The organism is Terrabacter sp. Ter38, assembly GCF_024519435.1.
Classification (GTDB): domain Bacteria; phylum Actinomycetota; class Actinomycetes; order Actinomycetales; family Dermatophilaceae; genus Terrabacter.
Genome location: NZ_JALJRZ010000001.1, coordinates 479,223 through 503,280, shown reverse-complemented (window position 1 = coordinate 503,280; position 24,058 = coordinate 479,223). Strand labels below are relative to the sequence as shown.

General features: G+C 71.5%; 22 protein-coding genes and 1 riboswitch. Of the genes, 15 read left to right on the top strand and 7 right to left on the bottom strand.

Features of this window, described 5'->3' with window-relative positions; genetic code table 11:
• Positions 1-64: 64 nt before the first annotated feature.
• Both rpsO and NR112_RS02325 read left to right on the top strand, forming a co-directional pair.
• Positions 65-334 (top strand): 30S ribosomal protein S15, encoded by a 270-nt coding sequence (rpsO, locus tag NR112_RS02330; protein ID WP_020142650.1) that lies wholly within the window; start codon positions 65-67, stop codon positions 332-334.
• Between the two features lie 170 nt (positions 335-504).
• Positions 505-2,748: a polyribonucleotide nucleotidyltransferase gene (locus NR112_RS02325; RefSeq protein ID WP_256792367.1), complete on the top strand. Its 2,244-nt coding sequence runs from the start codon at positions 505-507 to the stop codon at positions 2,746-2,748.
• Positions 2,749-2,912: 164 nt separating this feature from the next.
• Here NR112_RS02325 and NR112_RS02320 read toward each other — a convergent pair whose 3' ends face one another.
• Positions 2,913-4,517 carry an FG-GAP-like repeat-containing protein gene (locus NR112_RS02320; protein WP_256792366.1) on the bottom strand — a complete coding sequence of 535 codons (1,605 nt, stop codon included), beginning with the start codon at positions 4,515-4,517 and terminating at the stop codon, positions 2,913-2,915.
• A 127-nt stretch (positions 4,518-4,644) separates the two neighbouring features.
• Here NR112_RS02320 and dapB point away from each other — a divergent pair, with 127 nt between their 5' ends.
• The gene (dapB, locus tag NR112_RS02315) at positions 4,645-5,433 is read left to right on the top strand and encodes a 4-hydroxy-tetrahydrodipicolinate reductase (protein ID WP_256792365.1); all 789 of its coding nucleotides are present in this window, start codon (positions 4,645-4,647) and stop codon (positions 5,431-5,433) included.
• Between the two features lie 26 nt (positions 5,434-5,459).
• Entirely contained in the window at positions 5,460-6,323 is an 864-nt protein-coding gene (locus tag NR112_RS02310) for a rhodanese-related sulfurtransferase (RefSeq protein ID WP_256792364.1), read from the top strand.
• A gap of 111 nt (positions 6,324-6,434) precedes the next feature.
• On the opposite strand, the gene NR112_RS02305 is transcribed toward NR112_RS02310, so the two are convergent.
• The 4 genes from NR112_RS02305 to NR112_RS02290 are packed head-to-tail and all read right to left on the bottom strand — an operon-like array spanning position 6,435 to position 8,565.
• Positions 6,435-6,791 (bottom strand): MmcQ/YjbR family DNA-binding protein, encoded by a 357-nt coding sequence (locus NR112_RS02305; RefSeq protein WP_256792363.1) that lies wholly within the window; start codon positions 6,789-6,791, stop codon positions 6,435-6,437.
• 3 nt (positions 6,792-6,794) lie between these two features.
• Positions 6,795-7,109, bottom strand: coding sequence for an AzlD domain-containing protein (locus tag NR112_RS02300; RefSeq protein WP_256792362.1), 315 nt, complete (start codon positions 7,107-7,109; stop codon positions 6,795-6,797).
• Complete coding sequence (locus NR112_RS02295) at positions 7,106-7,795, bottom strand: AzlC family ABC transporter permease (RefSeq protein ID WP_256792361.1); 690 nt, start codon at positions 7,793-7,795, stop codon at positions 7,106-7,108. The genes NR112_RS02300 and NR112_RS02295 overlap by 4 nt, the downstream gene beginning before the upstream one ends.
• Positions 7,792-8,565 carry a GNAT family N-acetyltransferase gene (locus tag NR112_RS02290; protein ID WP_256792360.1) on the bottom strand — a complete coding sequence of 258 codons (774 nt, stop codon included), beginning with the start codon at positions 8,563-8,565 and terminating at the stop codon, positions 7,792-7,794. Before NR112_RS02290 ends, NR112_RS02295 begins: the two co-directional genes overlap by 4 nt.
• Before the next feature lie 93 nt (positions 8,566-8,658).
• Between NR112_RS02290 and paaA the strand changes: the two genes are divergently transcribed.
• Genes paaA through paaE form a run of 5 tightly spaced genes read left to right on the top strand, consistent with a single transcriptional unit; the run spans position 8,659 to position 12,642 of the window.
• Entirely contained in the window at positions 8,659-9,729 is a 1,071-nt protein-coding gene (gene paaA, locus NR112_RS02285; RefSeq protein ID WP_256792359.1) for a 1,2-phenylacetyl-CoA epoxidase subunit PaaA, read from the top strand.
• The gene (paaB, locus tag NR112_RS02280) at positions 9,726-10,067 is read left to right on the top strand and encodes a 1,2-phenylacetyl-CoA epoxidase subunit PaaB (RefSeq protein WP_020142640.1); all 342 of its coding nucleotides are present in this window, start codon (positions 9,726-9,728) and stop codon (positions 10,065-10,067) included. Before paaA ends, paaB begins: the two co-directional genes overlap by 4 nt.
• Positions 10,064-10,975 carry a 1,2-phenylacetyl-CoA epoxidase subunit PaaC gene (gene paaC, locus NR112_RS02275; RefSeq protein ID WP_256792358.1) on the top strand — a complete coding sequence of 304 codons (912 nt, stop codon included), beginning with the start codon at positions 10,064-10,066 and terminating at the stop codon, positions 10,973-10,975. The genes paaB and paaC overlap by 4 nt, the downstream gene beginning before the upstream one ends.
• Before the next feature lie 11 nt (positions 10,976-10,986).
• Positions 10,987-11,481 carry a 1,2-phenylacetyl-CoA epoxidase subunit PaaD gene (gene paaD / locus NR112_RS02270; protein WP_256792357.1) on the top strand — a complete coding sequence of 165 codons (495 nt, stop codon included), beginning with the start codon at positions 10,987-10,989 and terminating at the stop codon, positions 11,479-11,481.
• Positions 11,482-12,642, top strand: coding sequence for a 1,2-phenylacetyl-CoA epoxidase subunit PaaE (gene paaE, locus NR112_RS02265; protein WP_256792356.1), 1,161 nt, complete (start codon positions 11,482-11,484; stop codon positions 12,640-12,642). It abuts the gene before it with no gap.
• A 69-nt stretch (positions 12,643-12,711) separates the two neighbouring features.
• Here paaE and NR112_RS02260 read toward each other — a convergent pair whose 3' ends face one another.
• Entirely contained in the window at positions 12,712-13,686 is a 975-nt protein-coding gene (locus NR112_RS02260; RefSeq protein ID WP_256792355.1) for a type IV toxin-antitoxin system AbiEi family antitoxin domain-containing protein, read from the bottom strand.
• Positions 13,687-13,860: 174 nt separating this feature from the next.
• Between NR112_RS02260 and NR112_RS02255 the strand changes: the two genes are divergently transcribed.
• The 5 genes from NR112_RS02255 to NR112_RS02235 all read left to right on the top strand — a co-directional run bounded on the left by NR112_RS02255 (position 13,861) and on the right by NR112_RS02235 (position 19,129).
• Entirely contained in the window at positions 13,861-14,676 is an 816-nt protein-coding gene (locus NR112_RS02255; RefSeq protein ID WP_256792354.1) for a thymidylate synthase, read from the top strand.
• Positions 14,677-14,704: 28 nt separating this feature from the next.
• The gene (locus NR112_RS02250; RefSeq protein WP_256792353.1) at positions 14,705-15,184 is read left to right on the top strand and encodes a dihydrofolate reductase; all 480 of its coding nucleotides are present in this window, start codon (positions 14,705-14,707) and stop codon (positions 15,182-15,184) included.
• Positions 15,185-15,387: 203 nt separating this feature from the next.
• Positions 15,388-16,302 (top strand): 4-hydroxy-tetrahydrodipicolinate synthase, encoded by a 915-nt coding sequence (gene dapA, locus NR112_RS02245; protein ID WP_256792352.1) that lies wholly within the window; start codon positions 15,388-15,390, stop codon positions 16,300-16,302.
• Between the two features lie 54 nt (positions 16,303-16,356).
• On the top strand, positions 16,357-18,042 hold the full coding sequence (locus tag NR112_RS02240; RefSeq protein WP_256792351.1) for a ribonuclease J: 1,686 nt from the start codon (positions 16,357-16,359) through the stop codon (positions 18,040-18,042).
• Position 18,043: 1 nt separating this feature from the next.
• Complete coding sequence (locus NR112_RS02235) at positions 18,044-19,129, top strand: endonuclease/exonuclease/phosphatase family protein (RefSeq protein ID WP_256792350.1); 1,086 nt, start codon at positions 18,044-18,046, stop codon at positions 19,127-19,129.
• A gap of 114 nt (positions 19,130-19,243) precedes the next feature.
• On the opposite strand, the gene NR112_RS02230 is transcribed toward NR112_RS02235, so the two are convergent.
• On the bottom strand, positions 19,244-20,641 hold the full coding sequence (locus NR112_RS02230) for an aminotransferase class V-fold PLP-dependent enzyme (RefSeq protein WP_256792349.1): 1,398 nt from the start codon (positions 20,639-20,641) through the stop codon (positions 19,244-19,246).
• Positions 20,642-20,677: 36 nt separating this feature from the next.
• Positions 20,678-20,802: riboswitch (SAM riboswitch) on the bottom strand.
• Positions 20,803-21,004: 202 nt separating this feature from the next.
• Between NR112_RS02230 and NR112_RS02225 the strand changes: the two genes are divergently transcribed.
• The gene (locus NR112_RS02225) at positions 21,005-23,935 is read left to right on the top strand and encodes a DNA translocase FtsK (RefSeq protein ID WP_256792348.1); all 2,931 of its coding nucleotides are present in this window, start codon (positions 21,005-21,007) and stop codon (positions 23,933-23,935) included.
• Positions 23,936-24,058: the final 123 nt, after the last annotated feature.

Below are 24,058 nucleotides of genomic sequence, written 5' to 3'. Positions count from 1 at the left end.
ATAGCGCCCAGGTGGACATGCCCTGGAGCACCGCGCAACGAGATGAGAAGGAGTCGGTTCATCCATGCCTTTGGACGCTGACGTGAAGAAGCAGATCATGACCGAGTACGCCACGGTCGAGGGCGACACCGGCTCTCCCGAGGTCCAGATCGCGATGCTGACGCAGCGCATCAAGGACCTGACCGAGCACGCTCGGGCCCACAAGCACGACCACCACAGCCGTCGTGGTCTCCTCCTGCTGGTCGGCCGCCGCAAGCGCATGCTGCGCTACCTCGAGGCGACCGACATCGAGCGCTACCGTTCGCTGATCAAGCGACTCGGCCTGCGTCGATGAGTTCGTGACGAAAGGCGGTCACCGCGTCCTGCGGAGACCGCCTTTCGTCGTAGGTGCAGGCGTGCGACGCCCGTCGTCCGCCGCACCAGGGCCAGCCGGCCCGAAGAAGGAAACCACGCACACAACGACGATGTGCGCGGGCACATGAGAAAAAGAAAGCGAGGGCCCACATGGAGGGTCCAGACATCACCTTCGCCGAGGCCGTCATCGACAACGGCAGCTTCGGCACCCGCACGGTCCGCTTCGAGACCGGCCGCCTGGCCCGTCAGGCCGGCGGCGCCGTCACGGCCTACCTCGACGACGACACGATGCTCCTGTCGACGACGTCCGCCGGCAAGCAGCCGAAGGACCAGTTCGACTTCTTCCCGCTGACGGTCGACGTCGAAGAGCGCATGTACGCCATCGGCAAGATCCCGGGCAGCTTCTTCCGTCGTGAGGGTCGCCCCTCGACGGAGGCCATCCTCACCTGCCGCCTCATCGACCGCCCCCTGCGCCCCACCTTCAAGAAGGGTCTGCGCAACGAGGTCCAGGTCATCATCTCGGTGTTCTCGCTGAACCCGGACCACCAGTACGACGTGCTCGCCATCAATGCGGCCAGCGCCTCGACGCAGATCTCCGGCCTCCCGTTCTCGGGCCCCATCGGTGGCGTGCGTGTCTCGCTCATCGACGGCCAGTGGGTCGCCTTCCCGAACTTCTCCGACATCGAGCGCTCGGTCTTCGACATGGTCGTCGCCGGTCGTGTCGTCGGTGACGACGTCGCGATCATGATGGTCGAGGCCGAGTCCACCGAGTCGACGTGGGACCTCGTCAAGAACGAGGGCAAGCAGGCTCCGACCGAGGAGGTCGTGGCCGAGGGCCTCGAGGCCTCGAAGAAGTTCATCAAGCAGCTCTGCGACGCCCAGGCCCAGCTCGCTGCCGAGGCCGCCAAGCCGGTCCAGGACTTCCCGATCTTCCTCGACTACGAGGACGACGTGTACGCCGCCGTCGAGTCCGCCACCCTGGCCGACACGACTGCTGCCCTCACCATCGCGGGCAAGCAGGAGCGCGAGGAGCGCCTCGACGAGATCAAGGACGCCGTCAAGGCGCAGCTCGCCGAGCAGTTCGAGGGGCGTGACAAGGAGGTCTCGGCCGCCTTCCGCTCCGTGCAGAAGAAGCTCATCCGCCAGCGCATCCTGCGCGACAAGGTCCGCATCGACGGCCGCGGCCTCGCCGACATCCGCGCCCTCGGCGCCGAGGTCGAGGTCCTGCCGCGCGTGCACGGCTCGGCGATCTTCGAGCGTGGCGAGACCCAGATCATGGGTGTCACGACGCTCAACATGCTCAAGATGGAGCAGCAGCTCGACACGCTGAGCCCCGTCACGCGCAAGCGCTACATGCACAACTACAACTTCCCGCCCTACAGCACCGGTGAGACCGGCCGCGTCGGTTCGCCGAAGCGCCGCGAGATCGGTCACGGCGCCCTGGCCGAGCGTGCGCTCATGCCGGTCCTGCCGACGCGCGAGGAGTTCCCGTACGCCATCCGTCAGGTGTCCGAGGCGCTCAGCTCCAACGGCTCGACCTCGATGGGCTCGGTCTGTGCCTCGACCCTGTCGCTGCTCAACGCCGGGGTGCCGCTGCGCGCCCCGGTCGCCGGCATCGCGATGGGCCTCGTGTCCGACACCGTCGACGGTGAGACGCAGTACGCCGCGCTCACCGACATCCTCGGTGCCGAGGACGCCTTCGGCGACATGGACTTCAAGGTCGCCGGCACCAAGGAGTTCGTCACGGCCATCCAGCTCGACACGAAGCTCGACGGCATCCCCGCGTCGGTCCTCGCCGGCGCGCTGACCCAGGCCCGCGACGCGCGTCTGCACATCCTCGACGTCATGGCCGAGGCCATCGACGTGCCCGACGAGATGAGCCCGTACGCCCCGCGCATCATCACGGTGAAGGTCCCCGTCGACAAAATCGGTGAGGTCATCGGCCCGAAGGGCAAGATGATCAACCAGATCCAGGACGACACTGGCGCCGACATCTCGATCGAGGACGACGGCACGGTCTACATCGGTGCGGTCGACGGCCCGTCGGCCGAGGCGGCTCGCGCGGCGGTCAACGCCATCGCGAACCCGACGATGCCCGAGGTCGGCGAGCGCTTCCTCGGCACCGTCGTCAAGACGACGACCTTCGGTGCGTTCGTCTCGCTGCTGCCCGGCAAGGACGGCCTGCTGCACATCTCCGAGGTGCGCAAGCTCGTCGGCGGCAAGCGGATCGACAGCGTCGACGACGTCGTCAAGATCGGCCAGAAGATCCAGGTCGAGCTCAAGGAGATCGACCCGCGCGGCAAGCTGAGCCTCGCTGCGGTCCTCGCCGAGGGCGACAACGGTGACTCGGCCGCCGAGACCGACGCGCCGGCCACGGAGTCCGCTGACGCCTGACCGAACCGGTCGACCGTTCCTGGTCACGAAGCGGCCCGTCACCCCTCAGGGGGTGGCGGGCCGCTCCGTCGTCTCCGCGACGGGTCGAGCAACAGGATGCAACCGCCGGTCGGGGTCAAGAGCCCCGGTCCCGAGGGCAGCGTGCTGTCGGTCGACCCGTCGGGTCAGAAGATCGCGTCGACGATGGTCCAGCCGGTGCTGACGAGCACGCGCGGGCTCCACCCTCCCGCGGCGGTGCGCGGGTAGAGCCACAGGCGCCCGGAGCCGTCACGAGCCAGCACGTCGGGCACGCGGTCACCGTCGAGGTCGCCAGGGCTCATGATCGCCGTCATGCCGTTCCAGCCCGTGCCGACCTGGACTCGGGTGCCCAGCGTGCCGGTGCCGGTCCCCGGCACGAGCCAGAGGATGCCGGTCGACGTCTCGCGGGCGAGCAGGTCGGGTCGTCCGTCGCCGGTGAGGTCACCCGGCCCGACGAGGACGTCGTAGCGGTTCCACCCGGTGCCGAGGCTCGACCGGGGCTTCCACCCGCCGCTGCCCGTGCCGGGGTAGAGGGAGAGCTCTCCGGTGGTGGCCCGCCGGGCCACGATGTCCATCCGACCGTCGCCGGTGAGGTCGCCGACGCCGACGACGGTGTTCATCCCCTGCCAGCCGGTGCCGACCCGGACCCGGGGGAGGAGCCACCCACCTGCGCCGTTGCCCTTGTACATCCAGAGGTCACCGGTCGACGTCTCGCGGGCGAGCACGTCCTGCGCGCCGTCACCGCTCAGGTCGCCCGGCGTCTCGAGGGTGGCCATCCCGCCCCAGCCGGTGCCGACCTGCGTGCCGAGCGAGAGGCTCCCCGTCCCGGTGCCGGCGTACAGCTTGAGCGCCGCGCTCGCCGTCCAGCGCGCCAGCACGTCGTTGTTCCAGTCGCCGTTGACGTCGCCCGTGCTGGTGGACAGCGACGCCGGTGCCACGGGAAGGCGCGTGAACGCGTAGGGGTCACAGGTCCGGTCGTAGTCCCAGGTGGCGTCCCACCACTGGGCGAGGTAGACCTTGCCACCCGAGAAGCTCGGCTGGGTGCACTTGTCGAGCGCCTCGTTGGGGTGGTTCAGGGCGCCGGCCGTCGCCCAGACGGGCACACCGGGCAGCCACCAGGACCCCGTGATCGTCTGCCAGCCGGAGGCGTTGGAGTAGACGCCGTAGGAGTAGCCCGCCGCCCGGAGCCCTCGCATGATGCCCTCGACGACGTAGCGGTTCTCGAGGCGCTGCACGGACGTCGACGTGGGCCACGGCTGCCTCCGCGGCTCGGTGTCCCGCGGCTCGACGTCGATCCAGACCATCCGCGGCGCCCAGCCGGGGACGTCGCGCACGGTCGCGACGGCCAACGTCGCCTCGGCGTAGCCGACGTTGCTGAGGCGGCCCGCGCGCGTCGAGCCCGACCACGGGCCGCTCGCGCCGTAGGTCGTGAGCTGCGCGGCCGTCGGGAAGCCCGCCATGGTGTACGCGTGGGTGGGCTTTGCGTGGTTCGCGGCCCACGTGGCTTGTGTTGCGACACAAGGGTTCTCGGTGAACGGCAGGCCGTTCGTCAGGCCGATCACGAGGAACTGCGTCGACGTCGGCGGGAAGGTCGACGGACACTGCGGCCACGAGATGTCGTGACCGAACAGGACGGCCGCCTGCGCGCTGGGGGCGACGAGCACGCCGAGGACGAGCCCGATGGCCGCGAGGGGGATGAGGGCCAGGCGACGGAGCCGGCCCACGACGACGCTGCGCGGACGGACGGACATGCGGACCACTTCCTCGGTCCCTTCCAGTGTGCGCCTCACAGCGAACTCCCAGCGCGGTTTCGTGATGCACGAGTCCGTATGCCGTGTGCCTCGTTCCGTGTCCGCGCCGGCTCGTTAGGCTGGCCGGGTGAGCGACTCGACAGGCCAGCCGTCCCGCGACACCAAGGTCGCCGTCATCGGTGCGAGCGGCCGGATGGGGTCGGAGGCGGTGCGTGCCGTCGAGGGCGCCGCCGGTCTGACCCTCGTCGGTGCCTACGGCTCGGACGACGACCTCGGCGACCTCGGTGGCGCCGAGATCGCCATCGAGCTGACCGTCCCCGCGGCCTCTCCGGCCAACGTCGCCCACTGCGTCGGGCGTGGCGTCCACGTCGTCGTCGGCACGACCGGGTGGGACGACGCGCGCCTCGAGACGCTCCGCGGCCACCTCGCCGACGCACCCCCGGCGTCGTCGGGTGCCGGGGTCGGGGTCCTCATCGCGCCGAACTTCGCCATCGGCGCGCTGCTCATGATGTCGTTCGCCGCCAAGGCTGCTCCCTTCTTCGAGTCCGTCGAGGTCATCGAGCTGCACCACCCGGCGAAGGTCGATGCGCCGTCCGGCACCGCCGCGCGCACGGCGGCGATGATCGGACGGGCACGGTCCGGGGCCGGCTGTGCGCCGGTGCCCGACGCGACGACCGACGACCCCGACGGTGCCCGCGGCGCCCGGGTGGACGGCATACCCGTGCACTCCGTGCGGCTGCGCGGTCTCACGGCGCACCAGGAGGTGCTGCTCGGCAACGCGGGGGAGATGCTGACGCTGCGGCACGACTCCTTCGACCGCGGCAGCTTCATGCCGGGCGTCATCGCAGCGGTGCGCGCGGTCGCCGACCACCCCGGCCTGACCGTCGGCCTCGAGCACTACCTCGGCCTCGCCTGAGCCGCCGCGCAGCCGACGAGACCGACGTGGCCATCCCCAAGGTCGTCCTCTTCTACGCGTTCCGCCCGCTCGCCGACCCCGACGCGCTCCGCCTCTGGCAGCGCGACCTCTGCGAGGGACTGGGCCTGCGCGGGCGGATCCTGCTCTCGCGCCACGGGATCAACGCGACGGTGGGTGGCGACGTCACCGTGCTCAAGACGTACGTCCGCAAGACGAAGGAGTACGCACCCTTCCGCGACGTCGACGTCCGGTGGAGCGACGGCACCGGGCTCGACGCCGAGGGCCGCAGCCTCGACTTCCCGCGACTCGTCGTCAAGGCGCGCGAGGAGATCGTGTCGTTCGGGGTGCCCGACGAGGTCGTCGTCGACGAGCAGGGCGTCGTCGGTGGAGGTGCCCGGCTGCGCCCTGCCGAGCTCGACGCCCTCGTGGCCGAGCGCGGCGACGACGTCGTGCTCTTCGACGGGCGCAACGCCGTGGAGGCGGCGGTGGGGCGCTTCCGCGGAGCCGTCGTGCCCGACATCCGCCACACGAGCGACTTCGTGCGCGAGCTCGACGCCGGTCGGTGGGACGAGCTCAAGGGGCGCCCCGTCGTCACCTACTGCACGGGCGGCATCCGCTGCGAGGTGCTGACGAGCCTCATGCGCGCGAGGGGTTTCGAGGAGGTCTACCAGCTCGACGGGGGCATCGTGCGCTACGGCGAGGAGCGGGGTGACCGCGGGCTCTGGGAGGGCCACCTCTACGTCTTCGACGAGCGGATGAGCGTGGGGTTCAGCGACGAGGCCGTCCACCTCGCGGCCTGCCACGTCTGCGCGGCGCCGACGAGCCGGATGCACAACCGCGAGGACCTTCCGGGTCGTCCGCTCCAGCCGGTCTGCGACGCGCACGCCTGACGCGGGCCGTCCCGACACACCAACCCGGCCGGTCTCGGTGCCGTGGTGCTGCGATGGCCGTGTCGAGCCCTGGTTCATGTGTCGTGGGGGCCCAGCCGCGAAGCGGTCGCCTCAGTCATCGAGGAGGTCGGCGGGGGCGCGCATCCGCCAGGCGTCGCTGACGAGCTCCTCGAGCCGGTCGACGTCGACGCGCTCGAGCCGGACCATGACGAGGGGTGACCCGTCGTAACCGGGCGTCGTGAAGAAGAAGTCCGGCTCACCGAGCACGAGGGCCTGCTTCTCGGCCTCGTCGCCGACGTAGAGCACGGCGACGTCCGTGCGGATGACGCGCCGCTGTCCCGGGACGCGCTCGGGATAGGACCAGACGAAGCCGTGCCCGCCCACCCGGAAGTCGAAGCCCGCACTGGCGATCTCCTCGACGCCGGGCAGCGCGAGGGCGAGCCGGCGCACGTCGTCCTGATCAGCCACCGGTCAGGCCCAACCCAGGGCGCGCAGGAGGGCCGCGGTGGCGGCGCCGAGCACGACGACGACGATGAACGGGGCGCGCAGCAGGAGCGCCACGATCGCGACGCCCACGGCAGCCGCCCGCGCATCGAGGACGAACGACCCGCCGGGTCCGGTGAACGCCTGGGTGGCGACGAGGGCGGCGAGCAGTGCGATCGGCAGGGCGGCCGTGATGCGGCGGACGCGTGGCGCGCCGAGCAGGTGCGCGGGCACGAGGTGTCCAGCGAGCTTGAGCCCGAAGGCGATGGCGGCCGCGACGAGCACGGCGGTCCAGAGGCTCATGCCTGCTCCCTCGTGGGGGTACGCCACGCCAGCAGGGAGGCGGCAGCTGCAGCCACGACGGGTATGCCGGGTGGCACCGTCGGTGACAGCAGCACCGCCACGACGGCGCCGACGACGGCGATCGCCACGGCGTCCCGGTTGCGCAGGCGCGGCCAGAGCAGGGCGGTGAAGGCGGCGCAGGCGGCGGCGTCCAGTCCGTAGGTGCGCGGGTCGCCGACGTGGGTGCCGATGAGGGTGCCGACGAGGGTGCTGAGGTTCCAGAGGGCGAACACGGTGAAGCCGGTGAGCCAGAACCCCAGCCGCGACGTGCGCTGGTCGTCCTGGGCCACGGCGACCGCCGTCGACTCGTCGATGGTCAGGTGCGCGGCCGCGACCCGACGGGTGCCACGGACGCCGAGCAGGTGCGTCAGCTCGAGGGCGTAGAGGCCGTTGCGGATGCCGAGCATCGACGAGGCCGCGATCGCCGCGGGTGCGGCGTGCAGGCCGTTCGCGATGATGCCGACGAAGGCGAACTGTGAGCCGCCGGTGAACATCAGCAGGGAGAGCGCCATCGCCTGCCACGTGTCGAGGCCGGCCGCGACGGCGAGGGCGCCGAAGCTGATGCCATAGGCGCCGGTGGCGACCCCGACGGACAGGCTCTGGCGCACGACGGCCCGTCGTGCCCCCGGGTCGGCCGTCGCGGTCACGGTCCCTCCGGGGTCCTGACGTCGGCCGCGGCCGGGGCCTGGTCGTCGGCGGACGGTCGGGCGGACGCGTCGGTGGTCGCCTCGGCGGTCTCGTTGGCGGTGTCGTCGGCAGGGGCGTCGGCAGGGGCGTCGGCAGGGGCGTCGGCAGGGGCGTCGGCGAGGACCGCGGACAGGCGGAGCTCGCCCGCAGTCCCGCCGTCCGGCGACACCACGCGCTGGCGGTGCGCACCGTCGGCCACCATCCCGGCAGCCGTGAGGAAACCGCGCGTGGCGTCGTCCGCGGCGAGCAGCCAGGCGGTGAGCTCATGGCGCCCACGAGCGCGGGCCGTGTCGACGACCGCGTGCAGCAGGCGCGAGCCGTGCCCCTGGCGGCGTGCCTCGGGGTGGACCCCGAGCACGATCAGCTCGGCGGTGCCGGCATCGGTGTCGGCGTCATCGGACGCGCCCACCGCGGCGAAGCCGACGACCTGCTCGCCCGCGCACGCCACGAGCAGCACGCCGTCGCCGGAGCTCTCGCCCTCGAGCGTCGCGCGCCAGGCGTTCGCGAACGCCCGGGGCTCGAAGGTGGCGAGCACCTCGGGAGCGAGCACGGCGGCATACGCCTGCCGGAACACGACGGCCTGCACGAGGCCCACCGCGGGGGCGTCGGAGCCGCGAGCGACCCGGACCGACGCGTCGGCGACGGGCCCGCGCTCGTGCGCGTGGTCGTGTCCCTCGTCGGGTCCGTGGTCGTGCCCGTGCCGGTGTGCGTTCGCGTCCTCGTGTGCCACCCCGGCATCCTCTCAGGCGTGGACGCGCCCGCTGTCCACCCCCGGCGCACCCCGGCTTTGGACGCCTTCGGCTGCATCTCGCATACTGGACTCATGTATGGCAATGACGTCATCGACCCGAACGAACCGCTGAACGCGGCCGAGACCGCCGACTACGACGCGGCGGCCGAGCACGACGACCAGCGGGACGGTCGGGACGCCGTCGGCGACGACTTCGACGCCCTGCTCGCCGCCGACCAGCGCATCGAGCCGCGTGACGCGATGCCCGACGACTACCGCGAGACGCTGATCCGCCAGATCGCCCAGCACGCGCACTCCGAGATCATCGGCATGCAGCCAGAGGGCAACTGGATCACGCGCGCCCCCTCGCTGCGCCGAAAGGCGATCCTCATCGCCAAGGTCCAGGACGAGGCCGGCCACGGGCTCTACCTCTACTCCGCGGCCGAGACGCTCGGCATCGACCGGCAGGAGCTGCTCGAGCGGCTCCACGACGGCAAGCAGAAGTACTCCTCGATCTTCAACTACCCGACGCTGACGTGGGCCGACTGCGGCGCCATCGGCTGGCTCGTCGACGGTGCGGCGATCATGAACCAGGTGCCGCTGTGCCGCTGCTCCTACGGCCCGTACGCCCGCGCCATGGTCCGCGTGTGCAAGGAGGAGTCCTTCCACCAGCGGCAGGGCTTCGAGATCCTCTGGAACCTCATGCGCGGCACCGAGTCCCAGAAGGCGATGGCCCAGGACGCCGCCGACCGCTGGTGGTGGCCGGCGCTCGCGATGTTCGGGCCGCCCGACACCGGTGAAGCGGCCAAGGGTGGCCACACGGAGCAGTCGATGGCCTGGGGCATCAAGCGCTTCAGCAACGACGACCTGCGCCAGAAGTTCGTCGACATGATGGTGCCGCAGGCCGAGAAGCTCGGCATCGTGCTGCCCGACCCCGAGCTGCGCTGGAACGACGAGCGCGGCCACTGGGACTTCGGCGAGATCGACTGGGACGAGTTCTGGCAGGTCCTGCGCGGCGACGGCCCGTGCAACGCCGAGCGCATCGAGCACCGCCGCCGGGCCCACGACGAGGGCGCCTGGGTGCGCGAGGCCGCCAACGCGTACGCCGCCAAGCAGGCCACCCGCGAGCGGGAGCAGCAGCAGCAGAAGGAGAGTGCCGCGTGAGCGGAGCCACCACCCCGTCCACCGGTGCCGGGGCCCCGTCCGAGCCTGCCCAGGGGGAGCGCAGCTGGCCCCTCTGGGAGGTGTTCGTCCGTGGCAAGCGCGGACTGTCGCACGTGCACGTCGGCTCGCTCCACGCCCCCGACGCCGAGCTCGCCCTGCGCAACGCCCGGGACGTCTACACCCGCCGTCAGGAGGGCGTCTCGATCTGGGTCGTCAAGGCCGACGACGTCACCGCGAGCAGCCCGTCCGAGAAGGACTCCTTCTTCGACCCGGCCGGCGACAAGATCTACCGACACCCGACGTTCTACGACGTGCCCGAGGATGTCGAGTACCTGTGAGCACCCCAGCCACCCCGACCCCGACCGACACCGGCACCACGTCGGTCACCGAGCCGGTCACCGAGCCGGTCACCGGCGCGGCGGCCTCCGCCTCGGAGTCCGCGCAGCGTGAGCCGCTGCCCGGGGCTGCCGAGAACACCGGCGGCGACCCCGGCGCCAAGCCGTACGGCGCCTACCTCCTCGGGCTCGCCGACGACGCCATGGTCTACGCCCAGCGCCTCGGCGAGTGGATGACGAACGCCCCGCAGATCGAGGAGGACATGGCGCTCGGCAACATCGCACTCGACCTCCTCGGTCAGGCGCGCGGGCTCTACCCCTACATCGGCTCCATCGACGGCACCGGTCGCGGCGAGGACGACTACGCCATGCAGCGCGACGAGCGGGAGTGGCGCAACGTCCACCTCGTCGAGCAGGAGCGCGGTGACTTCGCCGACGAGATGGCCCGGCTGCTCTGGTTCTCCGCCTACCAGGTCGAGCTGCACACCGGCCTGAGCGGCTCGGGGGACGACGTCGTGGCGGGCGTGGCAGGCAAGGCGCTCAAGGAGGTGCGCTACCACCTCGACCATGCCTCGCTCTGGGTCGTGCGCCTCGGCGACGGCACCGGGGAGTCGCACCGCCGTATGCAGGCGGCGCTCGAGCGCGTCCTACCGCACCTGCCCGAGCTCTTCGACGACGACGAGGCCTCGGTGCTCGCGGCCGGCCTCGAGGTCGGCGTGCTGCCCTCGACCCTCCATGACGCCGTCGTGGCCCGGGTCGCGCGCGTCGTCGAGCAGGCGACGTTGAGGCTGCCCGACGGGTCACGGTGGCGCTCGCGCGGAGGCCGTGCCGGCATCCACTCACGCCCCATGGGCTCACTCCTGGCCGAGATGCAGCACATCGCACGGTCGCATCCCGGCGCGACGTGGTGACCACCGTGGCCGTGGAGTCCGCTGTCGCGGAGACGATCTCGCGAATCCCGGACCCCGAGGTGCCCGTCATCAGCATCTCCGACCTCGGCATCCTGCGAGCCGTGGAGGTCGACGAGCAGGCGCACACCGTCGCCGTGACGATCACCCCGACCTACAGCGGGTGCCCCGCCATGGAGGCGATCGCCTCGCGCATCGTCTTCGAGGCCGACCGCATGGGGTATGCCGCCGACGTCCGCACGCAGCTGTCGCCGGCGTGGACGACCGACTGGATGAGCGACGAAGGGCGAGCGGCACTGCTGCGCTTCGGGATCGCGCCCCCGGGCGCTGTGCCGGCGGGGGAGCCGCACGGTCCCGTGGCCGTCACCCTGAGCCGCCACGTCGTCGCCTGCCCGCGGTGCGGCTCCGCCGACACGACCGAGATCGCCCACTTCGGCTCGACCGCGTGCAAGGCCCTGCGCCGCTGCAACGCGTGTCTCGAGCCCTTCGACGAGTTCAAGGCCATCTGAATGACCGACGTCTCCACCCCCACCGCAACCGGTCCCGCCGCGGACGCGGCCCCTGGCCAGGCCACGAGCGTCCGCCACCGCGCGCGCTTCCACCGGCTGGCTGTCTCGTCGGTCGAGCGCCTCACCGACGAGGCCGTCGCGGTCACCTTCGCCGTGCCCGAGGACCTCGTCGACGAGTTCGTCTTCGAGCCAGGCCAGCACCTGACGCTCCGCGCCGAGATCCGCGGTGAGGAGGTGCGCCAGTCCTACTCGATCTGCCAGTCACGCCGGGCCGACCCTGCTGGACGCAGCCTCCGGGTCGCGGCTGCGCGCGTGCCCGAGGGTCGCATGTCGAACTGGCTCAACGACGGCGTCTCGGCCGGCGTCGTCGTCGAGGTCATGACGCCAGCGGGCTCGTTCACGTGCCCGACCCGGCCGGACGGCATACGCCATCACGTCGCGATCGCGGCCGGCTCGGGCATCACGCCCGTCATCTCGCTGCTGACGACGGCGCTGGAGGAGGAGCCCGGGTCGCGCGCGACGCTGCTCTTCGGCAACCGCCGCACCAGCTCGATCATGTTCCTCGAAGAGCTCGAGGACCTCAAGAACCGCTTCCCGGGGCGCTTCCACCTCGTCAACGTCCTGTCCCGTGAGGCCCAGGACGTCGAGCTCTTCCACGGCCGGCTCGACACGGAGCGGCTCGAGGCGATCTTCGGCACGCTGCTGCCGGTCGGCTCCGTCGACGAGTGGTACCTCTGCGGGCCGTTCGGCATGGTGACCGGAGCGGAGGCCCTGCTCACCGGTCAGGGCGTCGACCCGCGGCACATCCACCACGAGATCTTCCACGTCGACGACGGCACCGAGCCGAAGCGCAAGGTCGTCGTCGACGCCGGCGCGCCTCCCGAGGCCATGGTCACGGTCAACCTCGACGGGCGCACGACCGTCATCCCGATGCCGAGCCGCGAGGAGACGATCCTCGACGCGACCCTGCGCGCCCGGCCCGACGCGCCCTACTCGTGCACGGGTGGCGTGTGCGGCACCTGTCGGGCCAGGCTCGTGTCGGGCGAGGTCCGGATGGACCGCAACTACGCGCTCGAGCCGGAGGAGGTGGCGGCCGGCATCGTGCTCGCCTGCCAGTCCCACCCGGTCACCGACGAGGTCAGCCTCGACTACGACGCCTGACCGGCCCGGGCCACGTCCGCCGTGTGCACCAATTGGTGCCAGGACGCCGGTCCGTGCACACAGCGGGAGTCAGGCCGCAGTACGCATGATCGACGAGCAACCGCGTCTGCGGCACGGCCGCACCGAACCTCGCCACCCTCGGACGCGCAGCAGGTCGCCGACCTCCGCCGCGAGCTCGCAGGGAGTGACGGCCACGTCGGTCCAGAAGACCCGCACCGTGACCCGTCCCAGCCGCGCCGAGCCGCGATCACGGATGCCGTCGCGGACCCGTGCGGCCCACCCCTCGTGCCCGAGCCTCCCGTCCACCTCGAGCACGACCTGCTCGGCGTCGTAGAGGTTGTCGCAGCGACGGCCGGACCCGATGTGTTCTTGCCGCAGTGCGGTCGGCAGACCGTGCGCGCGCTCGACGTCGCGGATGTAGCGCACCTCGGCGGCGCTCTCGGCGCCGGTGCCCAGGTCGGTGAGGCACTCCCGGAGCAGGGCGCGGTGCGTCTGGTCCGGGCGGCCTGCGAGCGCCTGCGCGAGTCGAGCCTCGTCGGTGAGGCGCTGCTGGCACGCTCGAGCGGCGAGCGCCAGCACCCGATCCAGGGGTGAGCGCATGCCGAGGTCGAGAACCGTGTGCTCGACCGTGGTCCGATGCGGCCACGCCCGGTCGTCGATGCGCTCGTCGAAGCGTCTCGACCGCATGACGTCGATGCCGCCGCGGGTGCTCGCCCGCCGGCCGGCCGGGACGACGAGGTGGACCGACTCCGGTTCGCGCCGCTCCAGCCCCCAGGCCAGTGCTGCACTCGGTCCGGCGAGGGCGGCTGGGCGCCCCACGAAGAGCAGGGCGGCGACGGCCCGGACCTCCCAGTCGTCCCGGCCCGGGGTGGTGAGGTAGACACCCGGGTGCGACGTGGTCCAACGGCCGGACGCGACGGCCCACCGGATGGCCTCGCCGCCGATCCCCGCCTCGAGGGCCTGAGCACGGCTGATGAGCCCGGACTGGCCGGACACCCGGGCCCGGAGCCGGGGCGACTCCTCGATGACACGGTCGGCGAGCACGCGACCATGCTGCCGACCGCTCGCGCCGCGCCGCTTCCGCCGTGCACAGGCAGTCCACTCGAGGCTCCGGTGTGTGCACGGATCGTGGGCCTGGCACCCATCGGTGCACACATGACGGTGCGTCGGCGGCGGCCTACGGCGGTGGGCGTCGGGGTCAGGGTTAGGCTGCGGATCGTGCGGCAGTACCTCGATCTCCTCGACCACGTCCTGACCCACGGTCAGGAGAAGTCCGACCGGACGGGCACGGGCACGCTCAGCGTGTTCGGCCACCAGATGCGCTTCGACCTCGCCGACGGCTTCCCGGCCATGACGACGAAGAAGCTGCACCTGCGCTCGATCATCGGCGAGCTGCTGTGGTTCCTGCGGGGCGACACCAACGTGCGCTGGCTCCAGGAGCGGGGGATCTCGATCTGGGACGAGTGGGCCGACCCCGACACGGGTGACCTCGGCCCGATCTACGGCTACCAGTGGCGCTCGTGGCCCACGCCCGACGGCCGCCGGGTCGACCAGATCGCCAAGGTGATCGAGCAGATCCGCACCAACCCCGACAGCCGCCGCCTCATCGTCTCGGCCTGGAACGTCGCCGACGTCGACGACATGGCCCTGCCGCCGTGCCACACGATGTTCCAGTTCTACGTCTCGCCGCCCGGACCCGACGGCGGCCGCCGCCTCTCGTGCCAGCTCTACCAGCGCAGCGCAGACATCTTCCTCGGCGTGCCGTTCAACATCGCGAGCTACGCCCTGCTGACGCAGATGGTGGCCCAGCTGACCGATCTCGAGCCGGGGGAGTTCGTGCACACGCTCGGCGATGCCCACCTCTACCTCAACCACCTCGACCAGGCCCGCCTGCAGCTGACCCGCACGCCGCATGCGCTCCCGACGATGCGCATCACGCCCGGCAAGACGAACATCGACGACTTCGACCTCGACGACTTCGAGCTCGTCGACTACGTCGCCGAACCGGGCATCAAGGCCCCCATCGCCGTCTGAGCGGTCCGAGTCTGGGACCCTTGCCGCCATGACCACCGCGCTGCCGAACGTGACGATGATCGCCGCCGTCGGACGCAACGGCGTCATCGGCGACGGGCTGACGATGCCGTGGCACCTGTCCGAGGACCTGAGGTTCTTCAAGCGAACGACGATGGGCCACCCGATGGTCATGGGTCGGCGCACCTTCGACTCGATGGGTGTGCTCCCCGGCCGGCGCAGCGTCGTCGTCACCCGACAGCGCGACTGGAGCGCTCCCGGCGTCGAGGTGGCGCACTCCCTCACCGAGGCGCTCGCGCTCGTGGCCGACGCCGAGCAGGTCTTCGTCGTCGGCGGGGGAGAGATCTACCGCCAGGCCATGCCGTATGCCGTCCGCCTCCTCGTGACTGACGTCGACCAGTCCCCGGAGGGCTCGGTCACCTTCCCGGCCATCGACCCTGCCATCTGGACCGAGACCGCCCGCGACGAGCGGCCGGGCTTCGCCTGGGTCACCTACGAGCGGCGCGGCTGACACGGCATACGCGATCTCTCGGAAAGAAAACCCGGATCAGGCTGTAACACCCGGGCGAACCCGCCGATGTAGGAGTGGCGAGGCACTACTCGGACCCCCGAGCGAGTAGTGCCTCGCCTCTGTCCTGCCCCCAGCGAAGCGGCCCGGGCCTGCGGCGTGGGCGTGGCGTCGTGAGCGAGGGCCCGGGCGCTAACCTTGGCCTCATGGCTGACGCACCCGCCCTCGGACGTGTTCTCTCGGCGATGGTCACGCCCATGCGGCCTGACGGCTCGATCGACCTCGACGCCGCCCAGCGGGTCGCGACCCACCTCGTCGAGGCCGGTCACGACGGCCTCGTGGTCTCGGGCACCACCGGCGAGTCGCCCACCACCTCGTCCGACGAGAAGGACGAGCTGCTCCGCGCCGTCATCGAGGCCGTCGGCGACCGCTGCGTCGTCATCGCCGGAGCCGGCAGCAACGACACCGCCAAGAGCGTCGAGGCGGTGCGCCACGCGCAGAAGGCCGGTGCCGACGCCGTGCTCGCCGTGACGCCGTACTACAACAAGCCGCCGCAGGCCGGCCTCGTCGCCCACTTCACGGCGCTCGCCGACGCGAGCGACCTGCCCGTCATGGTCTACGACATCCCCGGCCGCTCGGGCATCGCCATCGCGCGTGAGACCTACCTGCGCATCGCCGAGCACGACCGCATCGCCGCCGTGAAGGACGCCCGCGGCGACCTGTGGTTCGCGAGCGAGATGATGCAGGAGACCGGCCTCGACTGGTACTCCGGCGACGACGCCATGAACCTCGGCCACTTCGTCAACGGGGCGGTCGGCTTCGTCGGCGTCACGTCGCAGGTGGCCCCGGCGGCCTACCGCGCGATGGCCGACGCCGTGGTCGACGGGCGCTGGGACGACGCCCGCGCCGTGCACCGACGCCTCACCCCGATCGTCAACGCCGTCATGAACGTCACCCAGGGCGCCATCATGGCCAAGGCCGGCCTCGCCGAGCAGGGCATCATCGAGTCGGCGGCCGTGCGCCTGCCGCTCGTGCCTGCCGACGAGGATCAGACCGCGCTTGTCCGCGCCGCTCTCGCCACCGTCGCGGCCCACCCGGGCGGTCGGACGACCGCCCCCTGACCTCCGACCGGAGCCCCTGACGGCCCGGCAGCACCATCGAATGACAGGACACCTGTGAGCCACCCCCACCCTGAGCTGACCACACCCCCCGCCCTCCCCGACAACGGCCTGCGGGTCGTCGCGCTCGGTGGGCTCGGCGAGGTCGGCCGCAACATGGCCGTGCTGGAGACGAAGGGCAAGCTGCTCGTCATCGACTGCGGCGTGCTCTTCCCCGAGGACCACCACCCCGGAGTCGACCTCATCCTGCCGGACTTCACCTACATCGCCGACCGGCTCGACGACATCGAGGCCATCGTCCTGACGCACGGCCACGAGGACCACATCGGCGCGGTGCCCTACCTGCTCAAGCTCAAGGGCGACATCCCGATCATCGGCTCGACGCTGACCCTCGCGCTCATCGAGGCCAAGCTCAAGGAGCACCGCATCCGGCCGTACACCATGGCCGTCAAGGAGGGGCAGCGCGAGAAGCTCGGCGTCTTCGACCTCGAGTTCATCGCGGTCAACCACTCGATCCCCGACGCGCTCGCCGTCTTCGTGCGCACCGAGGCCGGCACGCTGCTGCACACCGGCGACTTCAAGATGGACCAGCTGCCGCTCGACGGCCGCCTCACCGACCTGCGTGCCTTCGCCCGCCTCGGCGAGGAGGGCGTCGACCTCTTCCTCACCGACTCGACGAACGCCGACGTCCCCGGCTTCACGACGCCCGAGCTCGAGATCGCACCGGCCATCGACAAGGTCTTCCGGCACGCCGAGCGACGGATCATCGTCGCCTGCTTCAGCAGCCACGTGCACCGCGTGCAGCAGGTGCTCGACGCCGCGGAGAAGGCCGGACGCAAGGTCGCCATGGTCGGCCGGTCGATGGTGCGCAACATGGGCATCGCCGCCGAGCTCGGCTACCTCAAGGTGCCCGACGGCATCCTCATCGACATCAAGAGGATCGACAGCCTGCGCGACGACGAGCTCGTCCTCATCTGCACCGGCTCCCAGGGTGAGCCGATGGCCGCCCTCTCGCGGATGGCGAACCGCGAGCACCGCATCGACGTCGGTCCCGGCGACACGGTCCTGCTCGCGAGCAGCCTCATCCCCGGCAACGAGAACGCCGTCTACCGCATCATCAACGGCCTGATGCGCCTCGGCGCCAACGTCGTGCACAAGGGCAATGCCAAGGTGCACGTCTCGGGCCACGCCAGCGCCGGCGAGCTGCTCTACTGCTACAACATCGTCAAGCCGCGCAACGTCCTGCCCGTCCACGGCGAGTGGCGGCACATGTATGCCAACGCCCAGCTCGCCATCGCGTCCGGCGTCCACGAGGACAACGTCGTGCTCGCCGAGGACGGCGTCGTCGTCGACCTCGTCAACGGGGTCGCCGAGGTGAGCGGTGTCGTCGAGTGCGGCTACGTCTACGTCGACGGCAGCAGCGTCGGCGGTGCCGACGAGGCGTTGCTCAAGGACCGCCGGATCCTGCGCGACGAGGGCTTCATCACCTGCGTCGTGGTGCTCGACGCCGCAACCGGCAAGATCGCGAGCGGCCCGGAGATCACGGCCCGCGGGTTCGTCGAGGACGACGAGATCTTCCAGCAGGTGATCCCCAAGGTCGAGCGAGCCATCGAGGAGGCCGTCTCGAAGGGTGTCCGCGACGACCAGCAGCTGCAGCAGGTCATCCGGCGCGCGGTCGGCTCGTGGGTCGGTGGCAAGATCCGGCGCCGGCCGATGATCATCCCGGTCGTGCTGCAGGCCTGACGTGACGGTGCAGGAGGTCGCCGGGGAGACCGAGCACGTCGACCGCGACGACGCCCACGACGGGCCCCCCGGTCCACCGGGGGAGCCCGCCGAGTCGTCGACGGCGGAGCCCCTCGGGCGTCGTCCCCGCCGGCGATGGCTCGACGTCGTCATCGGCGTCGTCCTGCTGGGGCTCGTCGCGGTCGGCGCGCTGCGCTGGTACGACTCGACGGCATACGTCGTCGTCGTGCTCCAGACGGCAGGGCCCTTCGTCGTCATCGGCCTGGGCCTGCTCGCCGTTGCGACGCTCGTGCTGCGGCGGTGGTGGATGGTCGTCCCCGTCGTCGTCGCGCTCGTCGTGGCGACGACGGTCGCGGCGCCGGCCTTCCGGGCCACCACCTCGCCGAAGGCCGACCGCGACCTCACGGTCATGTCGGCCAACGTCTGGATCGGGTCTGCCAACGCGGGCCAGCTCATGGATGCCGTGCACTTCCACTCCGTCGACGTCCTCGTCCTCACCGAGGCGACACCGGCGTTCCTGCGGCGGCTCGATGCCGAGGGTGCGGCCGACTACTTCAGCCAACGGCAGGGTGTCGCCCGGGCCAGCACCTCCACGGGGACGATGGTCCTGTCGCGCTACCCGCTCTCGGTGCGCAGTCTCGGCACCGACCCGGCGATCGAGGGCACCCGGAGCGTCCAACCCGAGGTCGACGTGACCGTTCCCAACGGCACGGTGCGTCTCAAGGTCGCCCATCCCGCGGCGCCCGTGCCCGGTGACACCGTCGAGTGGCGCGCGGGCCTGCGGGCGCTCCAGTCGTGGAAGCAGCGTCTCGACGGCGACGAGCTCCTCGTCATGACCGGCGACTTCAACGCCGGCTTCGGCCACCCCGGCTTCCGCGACCTCGCCGCGGGCCTCGACGACGCGCAGCGCACGGACGGGCAGGGGTGGGTGCGCACCTGGCCCTTCGCGGGCAACCGGCTCCCGGCCTTCGTGCAGCTCGATCACGTGCTGAGCCGCGGCCTCACCGTCGTCGAGGCCGGGCAGGTGGCTCTCAACCGGGCCGACCACGCCGCGGTCTGGGCGAGCTACGCCCTGCCGGCGCGCTGACTTGACACCAGAGACCCCGAACTCCCTGGCAGCGCAAGCGCACTGACAGGGGCAGTCCACCTCAGGACCGGCTCAGGACCGGCTCAGGACCGGTTCAGGACCGTCGGCCCGCGTTCACCAGGGTCGCTCGACCTCGACGTCGCGCGGGTCGGTGCCCTCGAGCGCCCAACCGCTCTCGGTGAGCGTCCAGTCGGCGTCGGTGCCGTGCTCGACGAGCGTCGCGACGGCCGCGACGAGACGCTCGACCCCCTCGAGCGTGCTGCCCAGGCCGATGCTGGCGCGGACGGCGGTGGAGGATCGCTCGCCCCACGGGTCCTCGAGGAGCTCGTCGATGAGCAGGTGGGCGCAGAACTTACCGTCCCGCACGCCGATGCCGTGCTCGACGGAGAGGACCTGCGAGACGAGCGAGGAGTCCCAGCCGTCGATGGTGAAAGCCACGACGCCGACCCGGTCGCTGTCGTCACCGAAGATCGAGAGCACCTCGACACCGGCGACACCCTCGAGACCGGCGCGGAGCCGCTCGAGCAGGCGGGTCTCGTGCTCCTCGATGGCCTCGCGGTGACGGCTGATCGTCGAGCAGGCCGCCGCGAGGGCGATGGCGCCGATGACGTTGGGGCTGCCGCCCTCGTGGCGCGCCGGACCCGTGGCCCACGTCGTGCCGTCCTCGGTCACCGAGCGCGTCGCGCCGCCACCGAGCAGGTAGGGGTTGCCGGCGTCGAGCCAGTCTGAGCGCCCGGCGAGGACGCCCACGCCGTACGGGGCGTACGTCTTGTGCCCCGAGAACGCGACGTAGTCGGCGTCCCACGCGGCGAGGTCGATGGGGCGGTGCGCCGAGAGCTGGGCGGCGTCGACGGCGATCCGGGCGCCGTGCTCGTGGGCCAGGGTGGCGAAGCGCTCGATCGGCCAGACCTCGCCGGTCACGTTCGAGGCGGCCGCGACGACGACGAGGCGGTGGCGCGACGGGTGGTCGGCCAGCGCCTCCTCGAGCAGGGCGTGCGCGTCCTCGACCGTCTGCGGGACGGGGAGGCGCACGGTGCGGAAGCGGCCCCACGGCAGCAGGGTCGAGTGGTGCTCGGTGCCGAAGACGAAGACCGTCGTGCGGCTCGGCAGCGCCTTGCTCAGCAACGCCCAGGAGTCGGTCGTCGTCCGGGTGAAGATGACGGCGTCACCCTCGCGGGCGCCGACGAAGGCGGCGACCTCGGCGCGGGCCTGCTCGTACCACGCGCTCGTCAGCCGCGAGGCGAAGCCGGCGCCGCGGTGCACGGAGGAGTACGTCTCGAGAGCGCGGTCGACGGCGGCCTTGACCGTCTCGAGCGCCGGTGTCGAGGCCGCGTGGTCGAGGTTGGCGTATGCCGTCTCGCCGTGGAGGGTGGGCACGCGCAGTCCCGCGCCCACGACGGAGGGCAGGGTTCGCGCCTCGGGAACGACGTGGAGGGCGCGGGTGCGCACGACGGGTGCGGGCGAGCCGCCGCAGAGGGAGGCGGCGGGGTGCGTCGAGGGAAGGACCGACATGGGAGTGCTCCTGGGTCATGGGACCCGCCCGGTGCAGGTCCGCGCTTGCCGACCTCGATGACGTATCGGACCGAGGGCGGCCTGGTCGTCACCCGGAGCACCCCACCGCGGAGGAGGGTTGCTGGCCAGCGAGCCGGGGCTTGTCACTGGCACTCATGACCTGCGCACGACGATAAAGGGCTCGGTCGGCGCCTGTCCACCCGTCGGTCCGTGGGTGTCGCGATCTGAGACGCCGACCGTGGCGAGGGGAGGCCCGTCCCGGCCGACCGGTGCGTCCACGGCATGCCGCGACCTGTCCGACTGGTCAGTCCTGTTGCGCGTGTGACGCGTGAGTTCAGGGGTGCGTTGACGTACGGTGCCAGCATGGCGTCACGTCCGTCCACCAGCCAGCGCTCGAGCTCCGCCGCGGCCACCCGCGCCAAGGGGTCGGCGGGCAGCGCCTCGTCGCGCCCTCCGGCAGCCCGGGGTGGCCGGCCCGCGCAGCGCAAGCCCGCGGCCCGCAAGCCTGCCGCCAAGGCCGCGTCCAAGACGCGGGGCGGCGGCCTCCCCTTCCCGCTGGGGGCGATGCGCAACACGTGGATGGGCGTCTCGCACATGGCGGGGGGAGCGGTGCGCCGCGTCGGCCACAGCGCCGCCGACCTCGAGCCGGAGCACCGCCGCGACGGCATCGGCTTCGCGCTCATCGCGCTCGCCGTCGTCGTCGCCGCCCGTGAGTGGTGGGGCGTCTCCGGCACCTTCGGTCAGGTCGTGCACGCCGTCTTCGCCGGCACCTTCGGCCGCGTCGCGTACGCCGTCCCGCTCGTGCTGCTCGCCCTCGGCCTGCGCATGCTGCGCGCCTCGCAGGACGACGCGGCGACCAACCGCATCGTCGTCGGCACCATCGCGCTGACCTTCGCCGCGTGCGGCCTCTCGCACCTCGCCGACGGCATCCCCAACCCGCCCGACGGCGCCGACGGCATGCGGGCCGCCGGCGGCATCCTCGGCTTCCTCGCGTCGAGCCCCCTCGCGGCGGCCGTCTCGACCTACGGCGCGCTCGTCCTGCTCATCCTGCTGGGGCTCTTCGGCCTGCTCGTCATCACGGCGACGCCGGTCAACATGATCCCGACCCGCCTGCGGCAGCTGCGAGCCCTCGTCATCGACCGCGACCACGTCGACGAGCGGCCCGACGAGACGCTCGACGCCCCCGCTGCCGCGGTCAAGCGGGCGCGACGCAAGGCCGTCGACCTCGCCGACCGCGACGGTGACGAGGCGTTCCGCCAGGCCGCGCAGAAGGCGCTCGAGGACGAAGCGACGACGCAGCTGCGACCGGGCGAGAAGCGCCCGACGCCCCCCGGTCTGCTCGCTCCGCGCCCCGGCGGCGAGAAGGGCGCCGAGCGCGTCATCGACGCCACCGACCCCAAGACCCTCGGCGCCCCCGACACGAGCAAGGTCGGTCCCAAGGCCGAGCTCATCCCGCCGCCCATGTCCGACCTGCCGGCTCGTGTCGAGCAGCTGAGCCTCGGCGGCGACATCACCTACCAGCTGCCCGACCACTCGATGCTGACGCCGGGCCCGCCGCACAAGACGCGCAGCGAGACCAACGACCGCGTCGTCGAGTCGCTGACCAACGTCTTCGACCAGTTCGACATCGACGCCGCCGTCACCGGGTTCACCCGTGGTCCGACGGTGACGCGCTACGAGGTCGAGCTCGGCTCCGGCACCAAGGTCGAGCGCGTCACCGCGCTCTCCAAGAACATCGCGTATGCCGTCGCCTCGGCCGACGTGCGCATCCTCAGCCCCATCCCGGGCAAGTCCGCCATCGGCATCGAGATCCCGAACCTCGACCGCGAGAACGTGTCGCTCGGCGACGTGCTGCGCAGCAACACGGCCCGCACCAACGAGCACCCGATGGTCATGGGGGTCGGCAAGGACGTCGAGGGCGCCTACGTCATCGCCAACCTCGCGAAGATGCCCCACCTGCTCGTCGCCGGCGCCACCGGTTCCGGTAAGTCGAGCTTCGTCAACTCGATGATCACCTCGATCCTCATGCGCTCGACGCCCGAGGAGGTCCGGATGATCCTCGTCGACCCGAAGCGCGTCGAGCTGACGGCCTACGAAGGCATCCCGCACCTCATCACGCCGATCATCACGAACCCGAAGAAGGCTGCCGAGGCCCTCGCCTGGGTCGTCAAGGAGATGGACCAGCGCTACGACGACCTGGCGGCCTTCGGCTTCAAGCACGTCGACGACTTCAACAAGGCGGTCCGTGCCGGCAAGGTCAAGCCGCTGCCGGGCTCGGAGCGCCAGATCACGACCTACCCGTACCTCCTCGTCGTCGTCGACGAGCTTGCTGACCTCATGATGGTCGCCCCGCGCGATGTCGAGGAGTCGGTGGTGCGCATCACCCAGCTCGCGCGCGCCGCCGGCATCCACCTCGTCCTCGCGACGCAGCGTCCGTCGGTCGACGTCGTCACGGGCCTCATCAAGGCCAACGTCCCCTCGCGCATGGCCTTCGCGACGTCCTCGCTCGCGGACTCCCGCGTCGTGCTCGACCAGCCCGGGGCCGAGAAGCTCATCGGCCAGGGTGACGCGCTCTTCCTGCCGATGGGCGCGAGCAAGCCGATGCGTGTCCAGGGCGCGTGGGTCAACGAGTCCGAGATCCACGAGGTCGTCAAGTTCGTCACGACCCAGCTCAAGCCCAACTACGTCGAGAACGTCACCGTCGCGGCGCCCAAGAAGCAGATCGACGACGACATCGGCGACGACCTCGACGTGCTGCTCCAGGCCACAGAGCTCGTCGTCACGACCCAGTTCGGCTCGACGTCGATGCTCCAGCGCAAGCTGCGCGTGGGCTTCGCGAAGGCGGGGCGGCTCATGGACCTGCTCGAGTCGCGCGGCGTCGTCGGCCCGAGCGAGGGGTCCAAGGCCCGCGACGTGCTCGTGCGCCCGGACGACCTCGAGCAGACGCTCGCGCTGTTGCGCGGCGAGGACGTGCCGCACCCCAACGAGCCCGTCGACGCCGACGAGCTCGCCGGGATCATCGAGCCCGCCGAGCCGTATGCCGCACCTGCCGTCGACGTGGAGCCCCCGGACATGTCGGCGGGCTACACCGACGACCCCGAGGCGGCCGCGCCCCAGCGCACGGCCGCGCTCGTCGCCGAGCGGGGCGAGCAGCGCGCCCACGAGGACGAGACGACCGCGGTGCCGACGACCCGGTGGACGCCGGGCGACATGACGCGCACCGTCGACGAGGAGGACGAGGAGTCCGAGGACGCCTGGAACCTCACCGATCGCGGCCCCCGCGAGCGCTACTGACCCCTCTCAACCGTCGAGAGGCCACGACTCGCCCTGAGGCAACCGTCGAGAGGCCACGACTCGCCGCGTACGAAAGTGCCTCTCGACGCGCGGGAGACGGCAGGACGTGGCCCCTCGACGGTG

Excerpts from the sequence above, each read along its gene's own strand:
- rpsO (WP_020142650.1), top strand. The coding sequence starts at position 65 with ATGCCTTTGGACGCTGACGTGAAGAAGCAGATCATGACCGAGTACGCC.
- NR112_RS02325 (WP_256792367.1), top strand. The coding sequence starts at position 505 with ATGGAGGGTCCAGACATCACCTTCGCCGAGGCCGTCATCGACAACGGC.
- NR112_RS02320 (WP_256792366.1), bottom strand. The coding sequence starts at position 4,517 with ATGTCCGTCCGTCCGCGCAGCGTCGTCGTGGGCCGGCTCCGTCGCCTG.
- NR112_RS02300 (WP_256792362.1), bottom strand. The coding sequence starts at position 7,109 with ATGAGCCTCTGGACCGCCGTGCTCGTCGCGGCCGCCATCGCCTTCGGG.
- paaA (WP_256792359.1), top strand. The coding sequence starts at position 8,659 with ATGTATGGCAATGACGTCATCGACCCGAACGAACCGCTGAACGCGGCC.
- paaE (WP_256792356.1), top strand. The coding sequence starts at position 11,482 with ATGACCGACGTCTCCACCCCCACCGCAACCGGTCCCGCCGCGGACGCG.
- NR112_RS02250 (WP_256792353.1), top strand. The coding sequence starts at position 14,705 with ATGACCACCGCGCTGCCGAACGTGACGATGATCGCCGCCGTCGGACGC.
- dapA (WP_256792352.1), top strand. The coding sequence starts at position 15,388 with ATGGCTGACGCACCCGCCCTCGGACGTGTTCTCTCGGCGATGGTCACG.
- NR112_RS02230 (WP_256792349.1), bottom strand. The coding sequence starts at position 20,641 with ATGTCGGTCCTTCCCTCGACGCACCCCGCCGCCTCCCTCTGCGGCGGC.
- NR112_RS02225 (WP_256792348.1), top strand. The coding sequence starts at position 21,005 with ATGGCGTCACGTCCGTCCACCAGCCAGCGCTCGAGCTCCGCCGCGGCC.